The following is a 22,867-nucleotide window of genomic DNA, read 5'->3' on the forward strand; positions in this document are numbered from 1 at the left end:
TTTACTCTTTTTAAGAAAGGATAGGTCAAGTTTGCCAGAGCAATCACTTGATTTTCTGTATTTGGATTATTTATGCATTATGAATATTCATAATATAACCTTCATTCCTGTTAAAAATTCTAAAAAGCATCTATTGACTGAAGAGGATAAGAAGTTTAATAGAGATACTTGTAATACGTATTAAAATTGAGCATTTTAATGCTAAGTATAAAACTTTTCAATTTATGGAATCATCAACTATGAGTTAAAATAATTTTCGAACAAAGGCTGTCCAAAAAACTTGATATAATGCGTTTTATTATGGGAATATTCATTTCATTTACTCCTGAAATTGAGTTTTTACCCAGACTCATTAATGTTATTGATATAATCCAATAATAATGATAATATCAAATAGTAATAAAAAAATTTGATAGTATTTTTTCATAATCTGTCACGCTTTCTAATGATTTTTTATGGTAAATGGAGATAAATATGATTATAGGTGAAACTTATAGAAAAATACGAGAAGGAAAAGGTATTTCTATTTCTTCATTAGCAGGTGCAGAAATTTCAAAGTCTCAAATATCTAGATTTGAATTAGGAGAGACAGAAATCTCATTTTTTAAATTATTATATCTACTTGAAAAAATAGGTGTAACACTAGAGGAGTTTTTGCTTTCATGTAATAATTATCAGCCTTCAGACTTCAATACCTTGATACGCTTAGTTCAACAGGCTGCATACAATCAAGAAATCAAATCATTACTTAATATGGTAAGCAAAGAGATGGAACTGTTTAGAGAAACCAAATCTCATTATCATAAGTTAAACGCTATTTTCATTGAAAGTATTATCTATGGAATTGATAATACTCATCAATTGAGTAATCAAGACACCTCTTATCTTACTAATTATTTATTTTCTGTTGAGAACTGGGGATATTACGAAATTCTTATTCTTGGAAATTGTTGTCGAGCAATATTACCAAATTTATTATTTAGATATGCCAAAGAGGCGCTTAAAAAAGGAAAGTTGTATAGTTCTATACCTAGAAATAAACAAGCTCTCGTTCAATTACTTCTTAATTCACTTCTTATTATGATTGAAAACAGCTTATATGAGGAAGCTTTATTTTTAGAACAAGCTACTAAGAATATATTATCTAATTCCACAGATTTTTTTGAACAAACTATTTTTTGTATTTAGAAGGATTTTTGAACTTAAATTTCATCATAATCAAAAATCAATTTTAAAAATAGAAGATGCTTTAAAAATTTTTGAATTATTCAATAAAACATTATACAAAAATTATAAAGATTACTACAAAAAAAATATTATCATTTTATTACAATGTGGTAATTCCTATTTTGAATAATTGCTTTTTTTGAAAAACTTTTTAATTCATCTAAAGAAATCAATTCCAGCTCTTCAGCAATACTATCCCAACTTGGAATATCAAATAATTTTTCTCTACAAATTGTTTTTAAATATTCATTTTTATTAACTTCACAATTTATGTACAATTCATTGATTACTCTTTTTTTAGCCTTATAAAATAATAGTTCATCAGATAAATCGGATTCATTAACAAGATTGTTCTCCAGTGTTTTAATCAATTTTTTCTTATAGATTGTAGGTGTTATAGTTACTATTTTTAGTAAAGTCATATTACTATAAAATATTGGGTATGATACAATACTATATATCCATTGCTTTTGTGTCCTTAACTTATGGCCTAATAATGAATCTTTAATACCAGTTAACATCGAGTTTAAGATACTTAACATTGCCATTTCATGAGATGATGCTACCATACCAGATATATCTAGATACATAGAAATTTCAGAAAGTTCTTGTTGTTTATCTAATTCCGTTAAACCAGTTGAAAAAGCCGGAGAGTTAATTTCTACAGATGATCCACTTAAAGGTAACATATTTTCAATACTTATGATTTCACTTTGTAGAAAACTTGGACCAGCAATAGCAATCTGGAATTCTCCTGCTTGAATATTTTTCATATAAACAAAGTATAAATTTCTAATTATCTTTTTATATTTTCTTAAATGCTCGTAAAGCCTTATTCTATGTGCTTTCGAGTATTTTTACTGTAGGAAGATACTTCACGTTTCTTTGCATATTTCCTCATGTCTTAGCTGTCAGAAGTGGTAAATAAGTAGTAAATTCATTTGTACTACTAAGCAACAAGACGCTCCTGTTGCTTCTCTTTATTCAAGCGTTTCATTTCTGCCATTGCAGAATCGAATGTTGCATGTGCGTAATAGTTCAGCGTCATGGCTATATTAGCATGTCCCATAATGTACTGTAATGCCTTTGGATTCATTCCTGCATTTGCATAGTTGGTACAGAATGTATGTCGCAAACTATGTGGAGTGATGTGTGGCAATTTATCCTCGTTATACTTATTGTATTTCTTAACAAGACCTTTCATCATGCCGTTGTAATCACTTGCCACTTTTGGATAGTTCTTTCTATTAAGAAAGAGGAAATCACTATATCCATCAATCTCAACACGCTTATCATTCTTTCGATTCGCTAACACTCGCTTAAATGCTTGATAGGCTTCTTCAACCATAGGAACTTGACGTTCGCCACTTTTGGTCTTTGGTGTTTCAATGTAGTACCCAATTTCAGTATCTCTCAATAGCTGATGGTCTATATTGACAAGACGATTCTCAAAATCTAAATCTGGAAGTGTCAAACCACCAAACTCTGAAATACGAAGACCTGTTTTTAAGAGTATCAGAATTTCATCATAATTTTTGCTGTAGGTTTTATCAGCTTTTGCAAAGGCTAACAGTTTTTCTTCCTGTTCTTCTGTTAGTACGGTCTTAGGGACAGTATCATCATCAAGAACTGCTTTCAGTTGAAAGTCAAATGGATTCTTCCGAACACAATCATCTTGTATAGCAATATAGAATGAAGCCTTTAAAGAACGTTTGTAGTTATTGATGGTTTGATAAGCATAACCATTTTCACTCATTCTAATAGCCCATTCTTTAGCGTCTGATGGCTTAATACTGTCAATACTTCTTACACCTAACTTGTCTTTCTTCAAAATATCCATAAGATATTTGCGTCCAGTTTCAGTGTTTTTTCTAACCTTTGGTCTTTGAGCGTTCTGTTTTGCGTAAAGCTGGCAGAGTGTCATTTTCTTTCCTACAACATCAATACCATCATGAATGTCTTTCTGTAACTCTGCGATTTTCTCTCTAAGTGAGATACAATCACGCTTTCCTGCTGGTACTCGGTCTGTAGCCACAAGTTTCCACGAGTAAACAAATTGCGGTTCTCCAAATGAATCTATATATTTGTATAAGTATCTTCCGTCTTTTCGTTGGCTCTCTCCAGTCTTTAAGATTCGACCTTTATTGTCACGTCTTTTTTCTGACATGGCATTTGCTCCTTTCCTTTATGGAAAGAGCCTTGATACGACTTAATACTATTTTATCATATACAAGACCCTTTGGCGACGCTAGATTGCGTCCAATGTATCTATAATTTTTTCAAATTGTTTTCGTTTAATCTGAATACGATTGCCATTCATAATCAGCCAATTTGCATTTTTATTTTCCTCTGCCAAGCGTCGTAGCTTGTTTTCGCCAATACGAAAATATTTTGACGCTTCTTCAATGGTTAGGGTATAACGTTCCCAAATAGGAATGTCAGTCTGCTTCATAAAATCCTCCTTTCCAAATCACTTATTTGGATTTCATAAAAGTTGTTTTACCAGCAATCGAACAGCTTTAGCAAAGCTCACGGGAGTTCCACCCCTGCATGGTTCTCATGTAGCCATACTCATTGCCTGCGACGGTTTTATCACGCTCGGACTATTGACTGTATGGGAGTATCATTATCACGATAAGAATGTCGTTGCAGGCAATCCTGCTAAAGATTGCTTCTCGGATCACTAACATGAATCGCTCGCTATCTTTATAAGATAGGTCATGGCGGTTAGTTCCGTTGGCTCTTTTCTTATCGAAACGTATTCGATTACTTTTATTCAGTTTTCAAAGAACAATGGCTCGTTAGCCTATCAAAACACATTGAAAGCTCAATATGCTTTGGTGGAATAACAAACCTCCCTGTTCGGGAAGCGTGGAATGGTTTAGCACGCTTCCACGAAAGGAGAGAGGATATTACTTAATTTCAAATGACAAAATCTTTGTAATCAGTCTGGTTTCCATTCTTCCACGTAAGACTTCATCAACGACCATACTTTGATTGCCATATTCATCTTTCATAAGTCGTAGGGAACGCTTCGTTATGTACCCTCTGTAATGATGTAGAATCTGGTTAATCGCTTCGGTATCGCCATCTGTTGCCTTTACAATGAGAGGAAAGGGAATCATAGGATATTGTGTTTTCATTCTTCAAATTCCTCCATAAACTTTTTAATTAAGGCTAGTCCACTGGTTCTATGCCGATAGACAGTAGAACGGTTCAATTTCAACAGGTCTGCAATTTCTGAATCGCTCATGTCCATAAAGTAAAACAGCAGTAGAATTTCACGTTTCTTGTCTGGCAACTCACGTAATGCTTCACTCAACAAATCATTTTCAACGCCTACTGATAACCCATTGAGTGTAAAAATCTGAAAGTCAGTTGAATAGTTATCTGTTGTCGCAAACTGGCTAACAAGATAATCGCCAACATCCGAAAAGGACACCTCACGCTTTGCAATCCTTGAAAGATAAAGCATATAATTCTTTCGCTCGTCTTCCATAGCACGTTTACAGATATAGTCAAACTGATTTTCTATTGTGGTCTGAAAAGAAGATGGTTTCATGTTTCTCACCCCCTTTCTGTCTAGGAAAGGAAGTGAGCCTTGCTCGTTTATCTCCTTTCACTCTTAGTCCCAATGTGAAAGGGGGATTTGTTGCATTACTGATAAATAAACTTTGTAAAAAAGTTCTGAATAGCCAAAAAAGCATATAAACAGATTTATTTCTCTGTTTACATGCTTCTGTTATTCTATCTATATGATTTATAAAACCACATTGGTGGACGTACTTATCTATTGCAGATAGACGACTTTTTTTGACAAGAACCCAATGTAAGGAAATTTATTGTATATGATGTACTTCATGGCGACGTTGACCTCCAACAAACCGCCATTTGGAAGTAATATACAATATTTTAACAGCGTAAATAGCACTACCATATAACGGTTTTTTTATTGGCGTTTAGTAGTGCTTTTTATTAAATATAAACCTATAAACCATATAACACGTTTTTCTATACCTGTTTTTAATTCAGTAGGAACAATAAAATGTATAGAGGTGGTCTACTATGCGTAAAAAAGAAGATAAATATGATTTTAGAGCCTTTGGTTTAGCCATTAAAGAAGCTCGATTGAAACGAGGTTTAACTCGTGAACAAGTGGGAGCATTGATTGAAATTGACCCACGGTACTTAACTAATATTGAAAATAAAGGGCAACACCCCAGCATACAAGTTCTTTATGACCTTGTATCGTTACTTCATGTTTCCGTTGATGAATTTTTCTTACCTGCTAATAACTTGGTAAAAAGCACCCGACGATTACAGATAGAGAAATACATGGATAGCTTTACAGACAAAGAACTATCCTTAATGGAATCTTTAGCCAGCGGTATCAACGAAGCAAGAAACATCGAAGACTAATTAAAAGAATCCATACATAACGGAAAGAGCCGATAAAATGAGATTGTATTAATCTCATTTTATCGGCTCTGCGTCTTTGCGTCTGGCTCTGTAATCACAGTTACTTTGAACTGCTTTATTTCAATTAAATTTTCTTGTCTGCATTTCGGACAATAGAGGGGGAATTTTTTTAATTCAGTATCTTCCCTTATCTTTAATCGTGTTTTATTTCCACATACAGGACACAATATCCACTTGTAGTTTATAATAACTATCTCCTCCTTTACACTTTAATTCAAATCTTTATTAAAAAATATTTCATCTTATTTAACAAGAAACCATATTTATATAACAACATAAAATACACTAAGTTATTTTATTGAACATATATCGTACTTTATCTATCCGACTATTTGGACGACGGGGCTGGCAAACAGGTTCACCGGTAGTAACATGGTACCCTTTTAACTCTGTTAAACAAACACTACGTCCATTTGTAAAGAAAGTTAAATCACTACGATATTCTTGAATACACCGAGCAGGGATTTCTCCACTAAGAATGACCTCATTATTTTTCAATTGAGTGTCTACGATGTTCGCACAATATTTAGGAGCATCGTTGTATGCTCGTGAAAGATATTCCTTTGGCGCATAAATTTTAAAACTAAGATATGGCTCTAACAATTCTGTTCCAGCTTTTTTTAAGACTTGTTCCAATACAATAGGAGCAAGCATCCGAAAATCTGCTGGGGTACTAACAGGGCTATAGTATAAGCCATACTTAAAACAGATTTTACAGTCCGTCACATTCCAACCATACAATCCTTGTTCACAGCCATAGCGTATCCCCTCCATAACTGCATTTTGAAACGATTGATTTAAGTATCCAAGAGAAACCGAGCTCTCATACTGTACTCCGCTCCCTAATGGAAGCGGTGCTACAGATAGACCAATGGAAGCCCAGAAAGGATTCGGTGGAACTTCGATGTGAATGGTATACTCTGCTTTTTTTAACGGTCTTTCCATATAAATGACTGTAGGCTCTTTTATTTCTATCTCCACATGATACTTTTCTTGCAGCAGAGCACAAGTCACTTCCATTTGTACTTTCCCTAAGAAAGAAAGTATGATTTCATGTGTCGCAGAATCCACATAATATCGCAGAAGCGGGTCACTGTCGGAGATTTCTAAAAGTGCATCAAGTAACATTTCCCTTTGTTGAGGTTTGCTCGGTTCAACAGTCGTTTGCAGCAGAGGGAGGGGATTTTCAATTCTCTCTCTCTGTGGCAATAGCTTTGTATCTCCAAGAACACTATTTAACTTCAAAAACTCATTCTGCAAAATAACAATTTCCCCGGAATAAGCCTTATCGATTTTACATAATTCACCATTTATTGAAGTATACATTTCTGTAATTTTTATTTTTTCCTTTTCCGATATTCTAACCGAATCTCGCAAATGCAGTACGCCACTATAAAGACGTATATATGCAAGACGCTGTCTTTTTTCCGAATACTCAATTTTGAAAACATTTCCGCAAAGTTCAGACGGACCTCGATGTGTTGATGAATAAAATTTATTAGTAATAACTTCTATAAGGTTATCAATCCCTATATTACTTTTTGCACTTCCATGATAAAGAGGGAACAGAGAACAATTCTGAAATCTTATGCTTTCCTCTTGTTCGAGTTCCAATGCTTCTAATGATTTACCGGACATATATTTCTCTAAAAGGTCATCGTTTCCCTCTATTACCGTATCCCATTGTTCAGATTCGGTAAAGTTCGTCACACACATATTAGGATACAGTTCTACCTTCTGTTTGATTACAATTTCGGCAGAAAGTTTCTCTTTAATATCCTGATAAACCGTTGATAAATCAATTCCATTTTGGTCAATCTTATTGATAAAAAAGATTGTGGGAATCCCCATTTTCCTAAGTGCATGAAATAATATACGAGTTTGTGCTTGTACGCCATCTTTTGCAGAAATCAGTAGAATTGCCCCATCTAAAACTGATAATGAACGATATACTTCTGCTAAGAAATCCATATGTCCTGGCGTGTCTATGATGTTCACCTTCGTATTTTCCCACTGAAAAGAGGTTATTCCTGTCTGAATTGTAATTCCTCTCTGACGTTCTAAAAGCGTATTATCCGTCCTCGTTGTACCTTTGTCCACGCTTCCTAATTCTGTAATCGCTCCACTGTTATATAATAAGCTTTCTGTTAAGGTAGTTTTTCCTGCATCAACATGAGCTAAAACTCCAATATTAATAATTTTCATGTGATTTTCCTCCATTCAAAAACCCAAAAGGGCATAAAAATCCCAGTGATAAATACTTTTATCACTGGGATTTTTATGCATAACCATAGGTATACAAAGCATACAGATATTCTCTGGATACTTTAGAATCACATGATAAAGGTATTATTAAACTGGGTACAAAAAACTAAGCCCTCCTAAAAAAGGACATCCAATTATTTGTTCCCACTATCAAATTGACAGTTTATTTAAGAATACCTTGCCGCATATTTATTAACTCCTTTTAAATAGATACTTAAATAATAGCACGTAAGAGCATATTTGTCAAGGAATCTCCAATTTTTTATCAAAGAGAGTACGTGATTACAAAATAGCTGTAATAATGTACCAATATTTGTTATTCTATAATCTTCCAATTACTCCCGTTCTTTTCAAGTACCAAATCAAATTGAGATACCTGCGTTGCTTTGGTCTGCTGGTCGATATACTCCACTGTCAGCGATACCGTGACTTGATTATCCTTACGATTGTGAATAGGATTTACCAGTTCTTGAAAGATGTACTCTTTTCCGATTGGTTTTAATATCCCGTCATTCACATAGTAGGAAAGTTCACTGGCTGTCGCTGTAGGATAGAGCTTGAAGAACGTCGTTAAAAACTCATTGATTTCATTGGTTGTAATGGAATCAACCGTCCCCTCACTTTCAATGGCTTTTGGTTTATAACTTGATTTCTTAGGTATGTTGGTAATGGTCGGATTCTTAACCAGTACCATATTTCCAGAACCATCTACATAGACACTCACTATATAAGCAGAGTGGACGGTCTTTGTATTTTCTCCCTCTGTAATGAGCTGGTCTACACTGTAGGTTACATTAAACTCATTGTCGCCAGTTGGCTCTACCGTCCATATCTGAAATCCTCTTACAGAAGACGATACAGGAATATCTTTGCGTACTGTATCAACATTGAGAGCTTGAAGTTCATCTGTCAGATAGCCTTTTAGACTTTCCATTCGATTATCAATGGACTTATCGGATTGCTCCCATGAATAGTAGACTTTCGCAAAGTTCTCTACAAAATTTTCTACATGATGAGTATCAACGTATTCCTTTTCTATGATAGTTGTTTCGTGAATAGTATGAGTATCTATAGCTGTAAAGTGCTTGAATATCGCAAAGCTGAAACTAAGCCCTAAAAGTACCCACAAGGCAATCACAACCTTTTTATGAGGATTGACCTTATAGACACGAGGTTTCTTTTCCTTTGGTATCTGTTTTTCTTTATTCTGATTTTTTCTAAATTTCATCATTAAATCTTCCTTTCTCATTGTTTGATTCGTCCTGCTCCCACTAAATGCTGTTGCCAGTAGGGGCTTGTTAAGTCGGCATAACCGATTGGGTCGCCTGCATGAAACATACGGTTATTGCCAAGGTATATCCCAACATGAGTAATATAAGAGCCAGCGTTATAGGTAGAATGAAAGAAAACCAAATCGCCAGCTTGTGCTTCCGATAGTGGGATATGCTGGGTCACATCATATTGCTGTTGTGCGGTTCGTGGTAAGTTAATTCCAGCTTTTCCATACGTCCATTGTGTCAGTCCGCTACAATCAAAAGAAGTAGTCGGGGAAGCTCCACCGTAAACGTATCGCCAGCCCTCATATTTCAGTGCTTCGTCCATGATGGCTTGTACCGTATCATCATCAAACTCTGTTGTGACAAGATACTGCGTTACCAGTTGCACATAAAACATATTGCCATAGTTGTATCGCCAGCCCCCATTGATAGGTATGGCTATGGGATTGGGGTAAGACACTTTTTCGCCACCTGAATACTCTTTTGAGAAACTTTGAGCCAGTTCAAAGGTATATTTATTTCCACGATTAGCCACATACCCTAAGAAACCACCACCATAATTGTAGGACTGGATAACCGATTCTAAATCTACACTGAGCCTTTCGCTACTGGCTAATAATTCACTGAAATACTTCACACCTTGCTTAATGGATTCTTCTGTACTCAATGAATTAGGTGGAAGACCGAGGGATTCCGAGGACTGCATAACATCTTCCGCAGTACCGCCCGATTCCACCTGTATAATCGCAAGAAGTATGTTGACATATTCTTCAACGCCATATTCTTTGGCATATTTTTCTACCATAGGCTTATGAGCCAGCACTTCTGCGGAAACATTCACACCTCCATAATGAATATTGGAAATTCCGCTGTCCTGTTCATCTGAAAATAAAATGGCAACAAACAGAAGCAGTGAGAAGACCATCAAGAATAATCCAGAACCACCAATCACTAAAGTTTTCAACTTCATGGTTTCTTACCGACTTTCTTAATGGTGGCGGTTTTGATTGGTGGTCTACTTCTTGTATTTTGTAGTGGTACTCTTTGAACAGTAGACGGACGTTCTTTTGTGATTGGACGTTGTGAAGTTCTATCTGCTGTAGTGGTTGAAGTTGCTGGCTTTTGAACGGTTTTTTCTTGAACGGTATTGCCTTGGCGTTCCACTTTTGGACTTGAAAAATCGGACTTAACTGCTGGACGCTCTTGTTTGGCTTGTTGAGATTCCTTATATGAAGTCTGAATATTAGACTGTTTTGAGGTCTGTTCATCATGATATTGTTCTTGTCTTGTAGTCGGTCTTTCATGAACAGAAGAAGCAGGCTGTTTTTTCTGTTTGACCTGTTCCATTTCAGAGCGACGCTTCGCAATGGTTTTTCGCCTTTGTTCCTGCTGTTCCTTGCGTCCACTGGCTCTGTCCGCTTTGGTTTGAGAAATACTACTGGTTAAATCACGGACATTCTCTTTTACTTTGGATTTTCCTTGATATACTGCATATCTTGCATTGGTCGGCAAATCTTTAACCTGTTCTTTCAAACCACTAGCAGTGTCTACCATTCTGTCTTTGGTATCAGCTACTGTACCGATGGTTTGACCGATACGTTTTCCAAGTGTTGATTTTTCCTTTCCGTCTGGTCGGGAGTGATCTGCTTGTGTCCTTGCAGAACTCCCCGAACCCGACTGTCCTTTTTTACCTGTAACAATGGCAGACCCAGCCCCTAGAGTAGTCATGGAACGTCCAAGTTTCCGCTGTAGACGGTGCATGTGAGCGTGCATAAGCATACGAGGTTTTCTCATCACACGACTTCCCACACTTTGAGAATCGTTACTCTGTAGAGAAAACATACTCATTAAATCGCCCAGCTTGAAGTAGATTCCTGCAAAGGTCACAATCTGTAGAAAAGCAATCAAAAAGAACGGATAACCAGCCGATAAGGTATAGAGCATGGTTGAAATACTAAATGCTGTCGTAATAATCAATGTGATTCCAGCTCGTGTCAAAATGGTATTAAAGAGCTTTGTTATGGCTCGTTTTGACATACCATCAAATGATGGAATCATGCTTAAAATAAAGCTCACAGGCAGAAACATAGCATAGATGATAAAAAGTACCTGCGAGAAAATCATGATTCCTGTTAATAGGAATACAAATATGGAAATCCCAATATTGAAGACAAATAGGAAGAAGACTGTACCTAAACGGTTAATGGTCTTTGTAATGGTTAGATTGGTATTGCTTCTGTCTTCAATTTCTTCCGCAACAATTTTTTCTCTGTCTTCGCCATTGTTGGAATCTGGGCTGGTGGAGAGCAGGCTTTCCACACGGTCAATACCGATACTTTCAATGTCTGAACTGTTGTATTGAAGCAGTAGCCACGGTTGCTGAACCTGTATGGAAAATAGGCTGTCACGTATCAAGTCCACACTGTCCTTGCCTTGACTATCTGAATGGGGCATGACAATTTTTGTACCCAGTGACAAACTAGCGTTGCTGATGTCTGATGAAAAGTCATTGATTTTCTTAATATAATCGGGAGCGTAGGCAATAAAGGAAGCCGATAGGATAAAAACCAGCACAAAATTCATGAGGGCATGAATTGCCTTTGTGGTTTCTCTCTTTATCAGTCCTGTATAGGCAACATAAACCCCAAGAACCAAAATCAAGAGTAAAAGGAATCCAACATAGAAACCCTCTGTTGATAGTCCACTAGGCGTAACCCCTGCAAGGGTCTGCATATTCTTACCAATGGAATCTGCTGTAGCGGAAATGAAGTCTAAGGAATAGGCTTCCTGTACTAAGTAACCTGTCGCATTGGAAACATACAAACTGATTGTCCAAATAAAATTGGTAATGGCATATAGTCCATACATGACCTGTTTTCCAATCCCGTCCGACCAGTTCCACGGAAGCCAGCCCCAGCTATTATCCACATAAAAATCCAGTTGATAGTTTTCAAGTGGGTATCGGCTGTATTCATTTGCCACATTGACCGTATCATCTACCAAGCCCGCAGCTTGAACCACCGTTCCCAGCATGGCTAAAAGAAAAATGGCAATCACAAGTGTGAAAGCCACTGTCATTGCCACTTTACCTAGACGTTTCAGCGTCCAGTTTGATTTTATTCTGTTTACTATTGATGGTTTCACATTTACACCTCTTTTCGCACAGGTGGTCTGGTATCAAAGGCATGGAGCAGTTCTTCAAATACAGGGTGGAACTGTATCACACCGACACGACCATATAAATCACTGATAAGGCATTGCCCGTTTTCCAAATCACGCAATCGCTTCTGATTGTTTTCGTCCTCTGGGTCTACACCAAAAAAGGCTAAGGTCTTTTTAATCTCGTTAAGGTCAGTGGAACGAAATGCAAATTTTAAGCCGAGGTTATTTTTCAGTTTTTCATCTAAGAGGTCGTCTGTATTTTGGGTCACGAAATATACCCCAGCGTTCATAGCACGACCAGCCCGAACCAGCTTCATAGATAGTGTTTTTCCTTGTGCTACCTGTAAAAAGCTCCATGCTTCGTCTAAATCTACAATCTTGAAAATGCTTCGGTCTGTATGGATAAAGTCTAAAGCAAAGGTACTAATGACAATCAGCATAGCAACGGATAAAAGCTCCATAGTGGTATATTCCTCAAAGGAAGTTTCCTTGTCGGGAAGTACCAAGTCCGCAACCTGTATAATGTTCAGTTGTTTTTCTAAGCTGATAGACTGCTCCACATAACCATTACTGAATAATAAATGTGCAAAGTCATAGTCTGTAAAACTTTCGATATGGTCGGCTATACTGGTACTTAGTGGCGTATTCTCAACCCGTAATTCCTCAATCACTTTCATCAACCCTCGTACTTCACTATTGGTTACTGCACGAATGGCTTTTCTAAGGATTGGGAAGCGTTCCCCATCACGAGAGGAAATCCCCGTAAGGAATGTCAGAATATCAATAGCCAGTGATTCAGAATCTTTGGGATTTTTCATAATCACATAAGGGTCAAGTAAGCCTTTGTTTTTCTCATCAGAAGTCAGAGTGACGATATTGATTTCATGGGAAATCTCTGGCAAGGTTTCTTTCCATCTGCCACGTTCTGCTTTTGGGTCTACAATCACTGCTTGTGCCCCATAAAGCACCGCATAATAGACGATAAGGTTATTCGCAAAGGATTTACCACCACCCAGCGAACCAACAAAAGCCGACGCTAACGCATTGGTTACTGAACCCTTAACCCCTTGACTGGCAAGAGCAGGTTTCAGATATACATTGCGTCCAGTATCTAAGCTGTAGCCAACATAAATCCCCTCATTTTCCCCCAGCATTTGAGTAGCACCAAAACCTAAACCAGCGAGGAAATCAGAGGTCACGTATTGAATATAATCATTCATATAACGCTTGCTGGCAGGTAAAAATTCTTCATGTAAGCCGAGCATATCCCCAAATGGTCGTACCAGTTTTACGCTTAAATCGTCATAAAAATCTTTCACTTCATTACAACGACGTTTGAGTTCGTCAAGATCATTTGCTGATACCCTTACCACATAAGACAGCTTGTACATAGATTCCTTGCTTTGGTCTAAATTGGTTTCCAGCTCATTCACACTTTCCAGAGCTTCCGCCACATTGGAGCTGGTTTCATTATCACTTTGCCAAGCGTGGTTATCCAAGTCTTTCAGTTCTTTCTTTTTATTGCGGACAGTAGATAGGGCTTTACGATTCGCTACAATTTCCACATTCATTGACGTATCAATCGGGAATGTAAATTGCTGTTGCTGGTAGTAGAAGATTTCAGAGGACGGGAAGTCCAGTTCTCCGACAATGCTGTTAATGGTAAAGTAAGCTACATAGACGGTTTCATCTTCCTGCTGGATTTTCAAATATCGCTGTTTTTCTTCCACCAAACAGCGAGTAGGCTTAATCAAGTCATAGTATTTAATCAGCGTTTCATTATCCAGCTTTTTCTTTGATAGATGGTACTCATACTCTTCATAGGCAGTGCCTGTCTGTCCGTAAAGGTGTTCAATCAGATAGCCGAAGTCGTCCTTATCTAACCTGCGGATTTTGAAACGACGAGAGATTTTATTTTCTAAGAGCTTTTCCATCTTCTGAAAACGCAGGATTTCATCATTACTCATACTAACAAAATCGCCCATCAGCTTATGGTTCACATCATAGACAAAATCAGACAAAGCATTTTTTGCTTCAACGGTAAGACTTTTCATAGAAAACTCCTGATCGTTGAGAAGCAACTTAAAGCCGATAAAGAAACGGTAGTTCACTTGATTTTCGCCAATCATGGATATTAAAGCGTCTGTCTGTTGGTCGATTTTGTCATAGGCAACCGCTTTGAGCTTGCCAGTGACTTCATTTTTGGAACGCTCTTGTGCAGAACGTATGCTGGATTCTGTACTGATTTGTAAAGCATGAATTTTGCCATCACGATTTTGTGCGATAAGCTGTCTGAAAGAATCATGCACTTGTATTTTCTGTTCTGGACTTAGAAATGAGTAATTGTAAGGAACAAGCTCATAGTAAGCATAACATTCCCCGTCTTTATTCCAGACGAGATTGTTTTCAATGTATTTAATTGGATATGCCATAAAATTCACTCCTAACTGCTGTAATGGCTTCTTGTGGCTGGTTTCTGCCAAGCGTTACTTTTTTTCCTGCATAGGTCAGCTTTGGTCGCAGTGCATAAGCAATGACAGACTTCAAAAATCCATAAGGCTTTTTACCATCAAAAGTTTTTGTAGACATAAACCATGTGAAAGCCACAGGAATCCCAAAGTATTTGAGAAATGCTCCCTCTATCATGGAAAGAGGGGGCAAGTTGCCAAGTATCATCACTGCAAAGAGTGACACGACAAACCATGTCATTTGCGTAAAGGTTATGGGAAACGGAAGTCTAAAATCATTGATAGAATACAGTACCTTTTCCACAGACCAGATACTGGTATAGCTTCGTATTTTCTTCATGTAATCAATCCTTTCATAAAAAATAGGGGTAGCTGATTGAGCCACCCCGTAAAATAGAAAATCTGCCAGTAGTAATGTACCGACAGATTTAATAGACGATTTCAAAAATCCCATGATTGGTTGAGATAAACGTTCCTGAAAGGTCTAAATCCCGACCATAGGCTTGATAATCAATATAGTTTTGAAGACTAGCTGGTACTTCGCCTAAAGCACCCGTTTCTTCAATGTAGTAGCGTGCCACGTCATACATATCATCACAATCGGAATGAATGATAATATCCTCTTGATGTTCGCTTAGTTCTTCAATGCTTGAAAAATGAGTGAGCAGAGCAGATAGCTCCGATTGTAATTCTTCGGGTAATTCCGATACCATTTCCCATAGTCGATTGAGTTCGCCAATGGAAGTGTATTCGTCAACCGTAAAGGGTAACTCGTAGTCATGAATGGCGTATTCCTCATATTCATCATTCAAGCCGATTTTCTCTTTGACTTCCTCAAAGTCAATGGGAAAGGTAAACCACGCACCGACCAATTCGCCCTCATTGTATTTGCCTAAATTCGCAATATAGACTTGCATATCGTCCATATATTCACGTCCTTTCTTTGTAGAGATTCAAAAATCCCTACCGCACTTCGTTTGGTGTACCATTCCTTTGCGGAACATAAGAAAACCACTTATATTCCACAAAAGAACGGTTTTATTTAAGCACCAATAATGCGATTGAATAGCTCTAGTAAAATGTCTTTTACTCCAGCAGCGTTGAAGACTAAGCCAACCGCAATAATCGCAATAATTAAAAAGCCAATCAGTTTGCTAAACTCACGCTTGAAGCCAAGATACAAGCCAATCACAACGATTGCTAAAAGCACCAGTGATTGAGCGTTTGATAGAAACCAGTTATAAAGGTTTTGTCCAAAATTCATAAAAATGTTCTCCTCTCTATATTCAATGAATTTGTATTTGAGTTATTTTTTTGGGGTATACACTTTCTGGTATGGATAGAGATTCCATGCCAGATTTTTTTATACAAAAAAGAGGACATTTGCTGTCCCCTCGTTATACAATCAATTCACCACAAAAATCATGAAAGAAGGTTAAACAAATGTCCCATAATGATTCTATCCTAAATATTCTTGGAATTAAAGATAAAAATATTAAAATTATTTCTGTTGAAGAAGCTGAACACAACAACGATTCTGTTAAAGAGTATATAACGCTAATAACAGCTACTCTTTCTTATCCGATTAATCGTTGTCGTAACTGTGGCTTTCCCACAGTTAATAAGGATGGCTTTCGCAAAACTCATGTACGACTGGCAAGTTTAAATGGGAGAAGATATGAACTAGAGCTTCGTAAACAACGCTATAAATGTAAATCATGCCATACTACTTTTGGTGCTATTACTAATTTAACCAAAGAAAATCAAACCTTATCCAGTGATCTCAAAAATCAAATCATGCTTTTAGCTCGTAAAGGCTTATCTGGTCAGCTTATTGCTGAAATGTGTCACTGCTCTCCTAGCAGTGTTCGTCGAACAATCTTAGAGCGCATGGAACCACACTATCGTGTGGCTAAGTTGCCTAAGCATCTATGTTTTGACGAGTTTCGTTCAATTAAGTCTGTGATGTCCTTTATCTGTTGTGACGCTGAAACCCACCAAATTGTCACAAAGTTACAGGATCGTCTATCACCTACCATTGTTGATTATTTTGAAAGTCGTTATTCAAAAGCCGAACGCGAATGCGTTCAATCAGTTGTAATTGATTTAAATGCTCAATATCAAAGTTTTATCTATCGCCTTTTCCCTAATGCCAATATCATTATTGATCGCTTCCACCTTGTACAATTAGCTGGTCGCGCTTTGGACAATTGTCGTATCTCTATCCTAAAGCAACTTGATAAACAGAGCCAAGAATATAAAATTATGAAGTCACATTGGAAGCTATTCCATAAAAAAGCTGAAGATCTTCACCCTGAAGAAGTAGTTTTTCTTCGCGGCGTTAAACAATATATGACTCGCCAAAATGCTGTTGATCTCATTACTAGTAAATTTTCCAAGTTCGCTGAAGTATACCAAACTTACCAAGATATCACGAAAGCCCTAAACGAGCGCAATAGTGAATTACTAGAGTCAACCATCTTAGACTACCAAAAAACCAATACAGAAATGGATACTGCTATTCAAACCCTTCGTCAAAACAGAAAATATGTCTTAAATAGCGCTAAATTTGAATACTCTAATGGTCCTTTAGAAGGCATCAATCGCAAAATCAAAACCCTAAAACGAACTTGTTATGGTTTTGCCAATCAAAAATTTTTCTTTTTAAGAATCGATTGTATTTTTTCGTAAAAAAATACCCCCTACATTTTCGTAGGAAGTATTTTTAGTCAACCATACCAGTTGACAGATATCCCACTTAGGACATTTTCCTACAAGGGGTCCCGAGCGCTTAGTGGGAATTTGTACCCCTTATCGATACAAATTCCCCGTAGGCGCTAGGGACCTCTTTAGCTTCTTGGAAGCTGTCAGTAGTATATCTAATAATTTATCTCCATTCCCTTTAGTAACGTGTAACTTTCCAAATTTAAAAAAGCGACTCATAGAATTATTTCCTCCCGTTAAATAATAGATAACTATTAAAAATAGACAATACTTGCTCATAAGTAATGGTACTTAAATTGTTTACTTTGGCGTGTTTCATTGCTTGATGAAACTGATTTTTAGTAAACAGTTGACGATATTCTCGATTGACCCATTTTGAAACAAAGTACGTATATAGCTTCCAATATTTATCTGGAACATCTGTGGTATGGCGGGTAAGTTTTATTAAGACACTGTTTACTTTTGGTTTAGGATGAAAGCATTCCGCTGGCAGCTTAAGCAATTGCTGAATCGAGACTTGAGTGTGCAAGAGCAACCCTAGTGTTCGGTGAATATCCAAGGTACGCTTGTAGAATCCTTCTTCAACAATCAGATAGATGTCAGACGCACGGCTTTCAAAAACCACTTTTTTAATAATTTGTGTGCTTAAATGGTAAGGAATATTCCCAACAATTTTATACCTCTGTTTGTTAGGGAATTGAAACTGTAGAATATCTTGGTGAATTAAAGTGACACGAGTATTCAGTTTTAATTTTTCTGACGATAAGTTGAATAGATGACTGTCTAATTCAATAGACGTTACCTGTTTACTTATTTTAGCCAGTTTCGTCGTTAAATGCCCTTTACCTGTTCCAATTTCGTAAACGGTATCGGTTTCTTTTAAATTCAATTGTTTTATTATTTGGTTGAGTACTTTTTCACTCGTTAAAAAGTTTTGAGAATATTTTATATTTTTGTTCATGTAATCTCTCCTGAAGTGATTACATCTATAAACAAATACAGAAGTTAAACGATTTGTTTGTAATTTTAGTTATCTGTTTAAAAAGTCATAAGATTAGTCACTGGTAGGAATTAATCTAACGTATTTATTTATCTGCGTAATCACTGTTTTTAGTCTGTTTCAAAACAGTAGATGTTTTATCTACATTATGCATTTGGAATACCAACATGACGAATCCCTCCTTCTTAATTACAAATTTTTAGCATCTAATTTAACTTCAATTCCTATTATACAAAATTTTAAGATAATGCACTATCAACACACTCTTAAGTTTGCTTCTAAGTCTTATTTCCATAACTTCTTTTACGTTTCCGCCATTCTTTGCTGTTTCGATTTTTATGATATGGTGCAAGTCAGCACGAACACGAACCGTCTTATCTCCCATTATATCTTTTTTTGGATATCTGTCAACTGGTATGGTTGACAGATATCCTTTTTTTGTTGTTATCACGTCCTGTTCTTTTACTGACTGTTGCTTCAAAATCTGCTTGTGTCGGTCTGTCAGTTTCGCATGGTCGAGAATGTCTTTTACAACCTGCGTCTGGTTGATTTCATCAAGTTTAATCGCAACCTTTAAGGTCGGGGCAACTTGATGAGATAGCCAGTTCAGCGTCCTTTGGAAGGAGTAAGGCTCTGGTTTTGTGGTTAGTTTTAATCGTTCACGATTGTTCCCAATAAACCAAGCCCATTCTTCATTCAGTTTCCAATCAGAACGAGGTTTGGAATCGTCTTTATCTACAAAACGGATATACCGATTGATAATTTTAAAGGCGGTATGCTCTGGATTGTCATAGACGAGTAAATCACGGACTGCATAATAGGCACGCTCATTTTTCAATCGAATCTCAAAACGGTTTTTTACTTCTGCGTCTTCAATGGGAATATCATTTTTCTTGTACTGCTCGTAGTCCTTTTCATAGATACAGAAATAAACTTCACTTTGTAATGAACCGATATAGAGGGTGTTTCCCATACATTCCTTTTCCTCTTTGCGTACCAGTTCGCCACTGCGATAGCTTTTAAAACTGCGGAAGACGGAGATACATTCTTCCTGTTGGCACTTTTCAGTGAGTACAGGGATATTTAAAATCCCTGTCTTATCGTTAATGGCAAGGTCAAGGCGTTTCATCACACCGCCAGCCACCAAAACGTCCATAAAGAACTCATACCAGCTTCTTTGTTGTGCCAGAAGATAGCTTTCAAATTGTCTGCACCCACGACCTTTCAATTCCACCAGAACTCCTTTGTCCAGTTCATGGGAGCAAAGGACGAATATGTCGCCTAAAGCATAATGCTCTGAATAAGAATAGAAACCATAGTCCTCATGAAGAAAATAGGACAGTTTCAGTTGTAAGATGTTTTCGACCACCTGCTGTACGTCTGTTGTCGGAAAGCGAATTCTTACATAATCAAACAGCATTTCAAGGGGAGCGTCGGGATTGAAGCGTTCCAGAGCTTCCCAAAGGGACTGCTGTAAATCCTCTGATGGCTTGACTTTTCCTGTTTCAATATCGCTTAGATACTGCCTTGTAATACCAGTCGCAACAGCTAAACGGTTTTGAGATAGTCCATAAGCCAAGCGTTTTTCTTTTAAATGCTGTAACCAAGTTTGTTCATTCAGTAAAAATCCCTCCAATCAAAAAGGCGTATGTCAACTTTTAAAGCCCATTTGACATACGCTGAAATTTTGTAAATCCCTTGTAACCAAAGGATTTTCTAATGTTTTTTTGACTGTTTCCTGTCGATTTGTACCCCCCTGTTAGATACGGGGGGTTAAGTGCTGGCGTGGCTATTGCCACACCAGCCAGCAAGATCAGTCCACACCTGCGACTTCCGCTTCGCACGTCGCCTGCGTGGACTGTCTGCTGTTGGATAACTTTTTAATTTCCTCCAAGAAATCATATCCTTTTGGTACAAGGGGAGTATAAAACTCTGATATGACACTTGTTCCTACATCAACATAGCCACGACCTTTGATTCGCTTTAAGAAGAAATCCTTTTGTACGTCACTGCCAAACATCATGCCATAGCCCATTTCAGACATACGACCTAAAGCCACTCTGAAATTAAACTGATCACGGATTCCGTCGCCTAAATATTTTGCGTCTGGACGTTGACAAGCCAGTATTAGAAAGAAGCCAGCTTGACGACCTAACATGACAATCTGTTTCAGCTTATTCATAACTGCGGTGTTTTCTTTTGTTCCCAGCATTTCCATGAAAGCGACGTATTCATCAAAGATTAAGAAGTGTGCCGGGAGACCTAAGTAAGCATAATTTTTGCCAGTCTTATAGTTCTTCATCTGCTTCATTTCCTCACTACGTTTCATCATTTCTTCATAGAATGTTTCAATGCAAGAAAGCAAGTCTTCTTTTCTATAGTAGACATTTGCCATCACAGAACCTAAGTCCGCAAGGTCAGCATTTTTCGGGTCAAGAATATACAGTTTTGAATCTGTATGAAGCAAGGCTTCAATCAGTGTCAGTATAAAGTAAGTTTTACCGCCACCTGTACCACCAGCAATCAACATATGAGGGAGCTTATCATATTCCCACCATACGTTTTTCATTAAGCGAAGTTTACCATCTTTAGCTTCTACTTCATCAATAGAAATACGACTGGCTATGGTGTCATAGAGCAAAGTATATTCCACATAGGAATCCTTTAACTCTTTATCCGTCAGCTCACAGTACAAGCCACTCTCTAATTTCTTTTCCAAGTGTAAGAGTTGGTCTTGATATTTTCCCAGCGTGATTTCCACCCGTATCTGTATCAAGCCATTTTTAAGTCGATAATACATTTTAGGGAAGTAGGTTATCTTTTCCTTTGTACGACCAGCACTATCTTTAAAGAAACCCTCTGTTTTGACCTGTTCAGATTCATACCACTTGTTTTCAAGTATCATCTTTGCCAGTTTTTGACGGTGGTAAAGTTGTTTAACCGTATCATAGCGAACCCGTTTGAATACAAACGCTACCAGCAAGCAGATAAGAATTGCGACACTGAAACTGATAATTAAATAGGGAATGTCAATCTTATCTGCTTGTGATAGGTTAAAATCCTGCCAGTTGATCTGCTGGATTGTCTTCACATGAAACAGTCCGACAACCAGCAGGAAAACAGGCAGGAGTGACGCTATCGTAAAATGAAAGACTAAATCTTTACCAGATGGGCGAATCCTTTTACCACGCTGTTTCATGCGAAAAAGTCTCCTTTCTACCTAGCGACTATTTGTCTTGTGTCGGTTCTTTCTTTGCTTGTGGTTGAGCTTTGAATGAACTAGAATCCTTTGTCAGCACAATATCGTCTGCCTTGATATACCAGTCAACATCTGCTCCTTGATAGGTGGCAGTAGCAACGGTGTCCGCAATGGGATTGATAAGTTCCACCCGTGCGTTATAATCAAACTCTTTCAAAGGCACGCTGGCAGGAATACTTACTTGAATCATGCGTCCTTGTCCTTTGGATTTTAAGTCATAGGTACGTTCCTTGATTTCATCTGAAACCGACCCGTCTTCATTTTGGATTCTCACTTCACGACGTAGAGCAGAGAATTTCAATTCTCCAAAAGTCGTGTCTTTATCTAATACAATGCCATTTGCTAATCTCATCATTTTTCCTCTCTTTCTTTATTCTTTTATCATGTCGTCAGCATGTAAAAGGTAATTTGTAAAACCACGAGTGCCGATTTTGTAGCCCTCTGCGGTAATACGTGGATTGACTAACTTCACACGTTCCTCAAAGCCGAAATGTTTTTCGCCAGCTTCAGCAGGAAGCACCACCACAATATCATCTGCTCTTTGAACATCAGAATAGAGATTATAGCTTCTTGATAAGACAGTTAGCCGTCCGTTGATTCTTCGCTGAACGACTTTATCCTCGCCAGCAAATTCTAAATTGCCGAATGTTTTTTCCATGTTGGGAATCACAAATTTAAGTTCCATATTTTTACCTATCCTTTCTTTTTTATTGGCTGAATGAATGTTTGATGGTCTTAAAGAGTGGGGAACGACCTTTTGATTCTTGATTTTTTGTTTTCATAAGTTCACTTCCTTTCAAAATCGGGTAAAAAAATAGACACCTCATTTTTTGAAGTGTCTACCTATTAAATATTCAAATTTTATTGGAAGTATCTTTATATCTTCACTTTTCAAGGATAAATCGTCGTATCAAAGCTCATTCATAAGTAGTAAATTAGTAGTAAATTGAGTGGTTTTGACCTTGATAAAGTGTGATAAGTCCAGTTTTTATGCGGATAACTAGAT

Annotated in this window: 24 protein-coding genes and 3 pseudogenes; 4 read left to right on the forward strand and 23 right to left on the reverse strand. The window is 37.2% G+C overall.

What is annotated here, in order from left to right; translation table 11 throughout:
• Positions 1-474: 474 nt before the first annotated feature.
• Positions 475-1,357 (forward strand): annotated as a pseudogene (locus tag OVN21_RS09485) (helix-turn-helix domain-containing protein).
• Here OVN21_RS09485 and OVN21_RS09490 read toward each other — a convergent pair.
• The 3 genes from OVN21_RS09490 to OVN21_RS09500 form a co-directional block, all read right to left on the reverse strand.
• Entirely contained in the window at positions 1,320-2,000 is a 681-nt protein-coding gene (locus tag OVN21_RS09490; RefSeq protein ID WP_050269752.1) for an insulinase family protein, read from the reverse strand. The pseudogene OVN21_RS09485 and the gene OVN21_RS09490 sit on opposite strands and share 38 nt — an antisense overlap.
• A gap of 176 nt (positions 2,001-2,176) precedes the next feature.
• Entirely contained in the window at positions 2,177-3,394 is a 1,218-nt protein-coding gene (locus OVN21_RS09495; protein WP_001291561.1) for a tyrosine-type recombinase/integrase, read from the reverse strand.
• A gap of 81 nt (positions 3,395-3,475) precedes the next feature.
• The gene (locus tag OVN21_RS09500; protein ID WP_000814511.1) at positions 3,476-3,679 is read right to left on the reverse strand and encodes an excisionase; all 204 of its coding nucleotides are present in this window, start codon (positions 3,677-3,679) and stop codon (positions 3,476-3,478) included.
• Between OVN21_RS09500 and OVN21_RS09505 the strand changes: the two genes are divergently transcribed.
• Complete coding sequence (locus tag OVN21_RS09505) at positions 3,663-3,914, forward strand: hypothetical protein (protein WP_001845478.1); 252 nt, start codon at positions 3,663-3,665, stop codon at positions 3,912-3,914. The two genes, OVN21_RS09500 and OVN21_RS09505, sit on opposite strands and share 17 nt — an antisense overlap.
• 225 nt (positions 3,915-4,139) lie before the next feature.
• Here OVN21_RS09505 and OVN21_RS09510 read toward each other — a convergent pair whose 3' ends face one another.
• Positions 4,140-4,370 (reverse strand): helix-turn-helix domain-containing protein, encoded by a 231-nt coding sequence (locus OVN21_RS09510; RefSeq protein WP_000857133.1) that lies wholly within the window; start codon positions 4,368-4,370, stop codon positions 4,140-4,142.
• Entirely contained in the window at positions 4,367-4,789 is a 423-nt protein-coding gene (locus OVN21_RS09515; protein WP_000804885.1) for a sigma-70 family RNA polymerase sigma factor, read from the reverse strand. Before OVN21_RS09515 ends, OVN21_RS09510 begins: the two co-directional genes overlap by 4 nt.
• A gap of 503 nt (positions 4,790-5,292) precedes the next feature.
• Between OVN21_RS09515 and OVN21_RS09520 the strand changes: the two genes are divergently transcribed.
• A complete protein-coding gene (locus tag OVN21_RS09520) occupies positions 5,293-5,646 on the forward strand; it encodes a helix-turn-helix transcriptional regulator (protein ID WP_001227347.1) in 354 nt (117 codons plus the stop codon).
• 59 nt (positions 5,647-5,705) lie between these two features.
• On the opposite strand, the gene OVN21_RS09525 is transcribed toward OVN21_RS09520, so the two are convergent.
• From OVN21_RS09525 to OVN21_RS09570, 10 genes and pseudogenes are all read right to left on the reverse strand, one after another.
• Complete coding sequence (locus tag OVN21_RS09525; RefSeq protein WP_000336323.1) at positions 5,706-5,873, reverse strand: cysteine-rich KTR domain-containing protein; 168 nt, start codon at positions 5,871-5,873, stop codon at positions 5,706-5,708.
• Positions 5,874-5,991: 118 nt separating this feature from the next.
• Positions 5,992-7,911 (reverse strand): tetracycline resistance ribosomal protection protein Tet(M), encoded by a 1,920-nt coding sequence (gene tet(M) / locus OVN21_RS09530; protein ID WP_267248235.1) that lies wholly within the window; start codon positions 7,909-7,911, stop codon positions 5,992-5,994.
• A gap of 15 nt (positions 7,912-7,926) precedes the next feature.
• Positions 7,927-7,974, reverse strand: a pseudogene (locus tag OVN21_RS11200) (hypothetical protein); the annotation flags it as partial.
• Between the two features lie 313 nt (positions 7,975-8,287).
• The gene (locus OVN21_RS09540) at positions 8,288-9,220 is read right to left on the reverse strand and encodes a conjugal transfer protein (RefSeq protein WP_001224318.1); all 933 of its coding nucleotides are present in this window, start codon (positions 9,218-9,220) and stop codon (positions 8,288-8,290) included.
• Positions 9,217-10,218 (reverse strand): lysozyme family protein, encoded by a 1,002-nt coding sequence (locus tag OVN21_RS09545; protein ID WP_000769868.1) that lies wholly within the window; start codon positions 10,216-10,218, stop codon positions 9,217-9,219. Before OVN21_RS09545 ends, OVN21_RS09540 begins: the two co-directional genes overlap by 4 nt.
• The gene (locus OVN21_RS09550; RefSeq protein WP_267248236.1) at positions 10,215-12,392 is read right to left on the reverse strand and encodes a CD3337/EF1877 family mobilome membrane protein; all 2,178 of its coding nucleotides are present in this window, start codon (positions 12,390-12,392) and stop codon (positions 10,215-10,217) included. Before OVN21_RS09550 ends, OVN21_RS09545 begins: the two co-directional genes overlap by 4 nt.
• 2 nt (positions 12,393-12,394) lie before the next feature.
• Complete coding sequence (locus tag OVN21_RS09555) at positions 12,395-14,842, reverse strand: ATP-binding protein (RefSeq protein WP_000331160.1); 2,448 nt, start codon at positions 14,840-14,842, stop codon at positions 12,395-12,397.
• Positions 14,826-15,218, reverse strand: coding sequence for a conjugal transfer protein (locus tag OVN21_RS09560; RefSeq protein ID WP_000723888.1), 393 nt, complete (start codon positions 15,216-15,218; stop codon positions 14,826-14,828). Before OVN21_RS09560 ends, OVN21_RS09555 begins: the two co-directional genes overlap by 17 nt.
• An 88-nt stretch (positions 15,219-15,306) precedes the next feature.
• Positions 15,307-15,804 (reverse strand): antirestriction protein ArdA, encoded by a 498-nt coding sequence (locus OVN21_RS09565; RefSeq protein ID WP_000342539.1) that lies wholly within the window; start codon positions 15,802-15,804, stop codon positions 15,307-15,309.
• 116 nt (positions 15,805-15,920) lie between these two features.
• Positions 15,921-16,142, reverse strand: a complete 222-nt coding sequence (locus OVN21_RS09570) for a hypothetical protein (protein WP_001009056.1) — start codon at positions 16,140-16,142, stop codon at positions 15,921-15,923.
• Positions 16,143-16,321: 179 nt separating this feature from the next.
• Here OVN21_RS09570 and OVN21_RS09575 point away from each other — a divergent pair, with 179 nt between their 5' ends.
• Positions 16,322-17,569 carry an ISL3 family transposase gene (locus OVN21_RS09575; protein ID WP_000019067.1) on the forward strand — a complete coding sequence of 416 codons (1,248 nt, stop codon included), beginning with the start codon at positions 16,322-16,324 and terminating at the stop codon, positions 17,567-17,569.
• Between the two features lie 256 nt (positions 17,570-17,825).
• Here OVN21_RS09575 and erm(B) read toward each other — a convergent pair whose 3' ends face one another.
• The 8 genes and pseudogenes from erm(B) to OVN21_RS09615 all read right to left on the reverse strand — a co-directional run bounded on the left by erm(B) (position 17,826) and on the right by OVN21_RS09615 (position 22,546).
• Complete coding sequence (erm(B), locus tag OVN21_RS09580) at positions 17,826-18,563, reverse strand: 23S rRNA (adenine(2058)-N(6))-methyltransferase Erm(B) (RefSeq protein WP_001038795.1); 738 nt, start codon at positions 18,561-18,563, stop codon at positions 17,826-17,828.
• A 124-nt stretch (positions 18,564-18,687) separates the two neighbouring features.
• Positions 18,688-18,771, reverse strand: a complete 84-nt coding sequence (locus OVN21_RS09585; RefSeq protein ID WP_001860874.1) for a 23S rRNA methyltransferase attenuator leader peptide ErmL — start codon at positions 18,769-18,771, stop codon at positions 18,688-18,690.
• Positions 18,772-18,819: 48 nt separating this feature from the next.
• Positions 18,820-18,987, reverse strand: a complete 168-nt coding sequence (locus tag OVN21_RS09590) for an MLS leader peptide (RefSeq protein ID WP_000502600.1) — start codon at positions 18,985-18,987, stop codon at positions 18,820-18,822.
• A gap of 48 nt (positions 18,988-19,035) precedes the next feature.
• Positions 19,036-20,238, reverse strand: a pseudogene (gene mobT, locus OVN21_RS09595) (MobT family relaxase); the annotation flags it as partial.
• A gap of 22 nt (positions 20,239-20,260) precedes the next feature.
• Positions 20,261-20,413, reverse strand: a complete 153-nt coding sequence (locus OVN21_RS09600; RefSeq protein WP_000879507.1) for a hypothetical protein — start codon at positions 20,411-20,413, stop codon at positions 20,261-20,263.
• Positions 20,414-20,415: 2 nt separating this feature from the next.
• The gene (locus OVN21_RS09605; RefSeq protein ID WP_000813488.1) at positions 20,416-21,801 is read right to left on the reverse strand and encodes an FtsK/SpoIIIE domain-containing protein; all 1,386 of its coding nucleotides are present in this window, start codon (positions 21,799-21,801) and stop codon (positions 20,416-20,418) included.
• Between the two features lie 28 nt (positions 21,802-21,829).
• On the reverse strand, positions 21,830-22,216 hold the full coding sequence (locus tag OVN21_RS09610) for a YdcP family protein (RefSeq protein ID WP_000985015.1): 387 nt from the start codon (positions 22,214-22,216) through the stop codon (positions 21,830-21,832).
• A 15-nt stretch (positions 22,217-22,231) separates the two neighbouring features.
• Positions 22,232-22,546, reverse strand: a complete 315-nt coding sequence (locus OVN21_RS09615; RefSeq protein ID WP_000420682.1) for a YdcP family protein — start codon at positions 22,544-22,546, stop codon at positions 22,232-22,234.
• Between the last annotated feature and the right edge of the window lie 321 nt (positions 22,547-22,867).

The organism is Streptococcus sp. Marseille-Q5986 (genome assembly GCF_946902915.1).
GTDB lineage: Bacteria > Bacillota > Bacilli > Lactobacillales > Streptococcaceae > Streptococcus.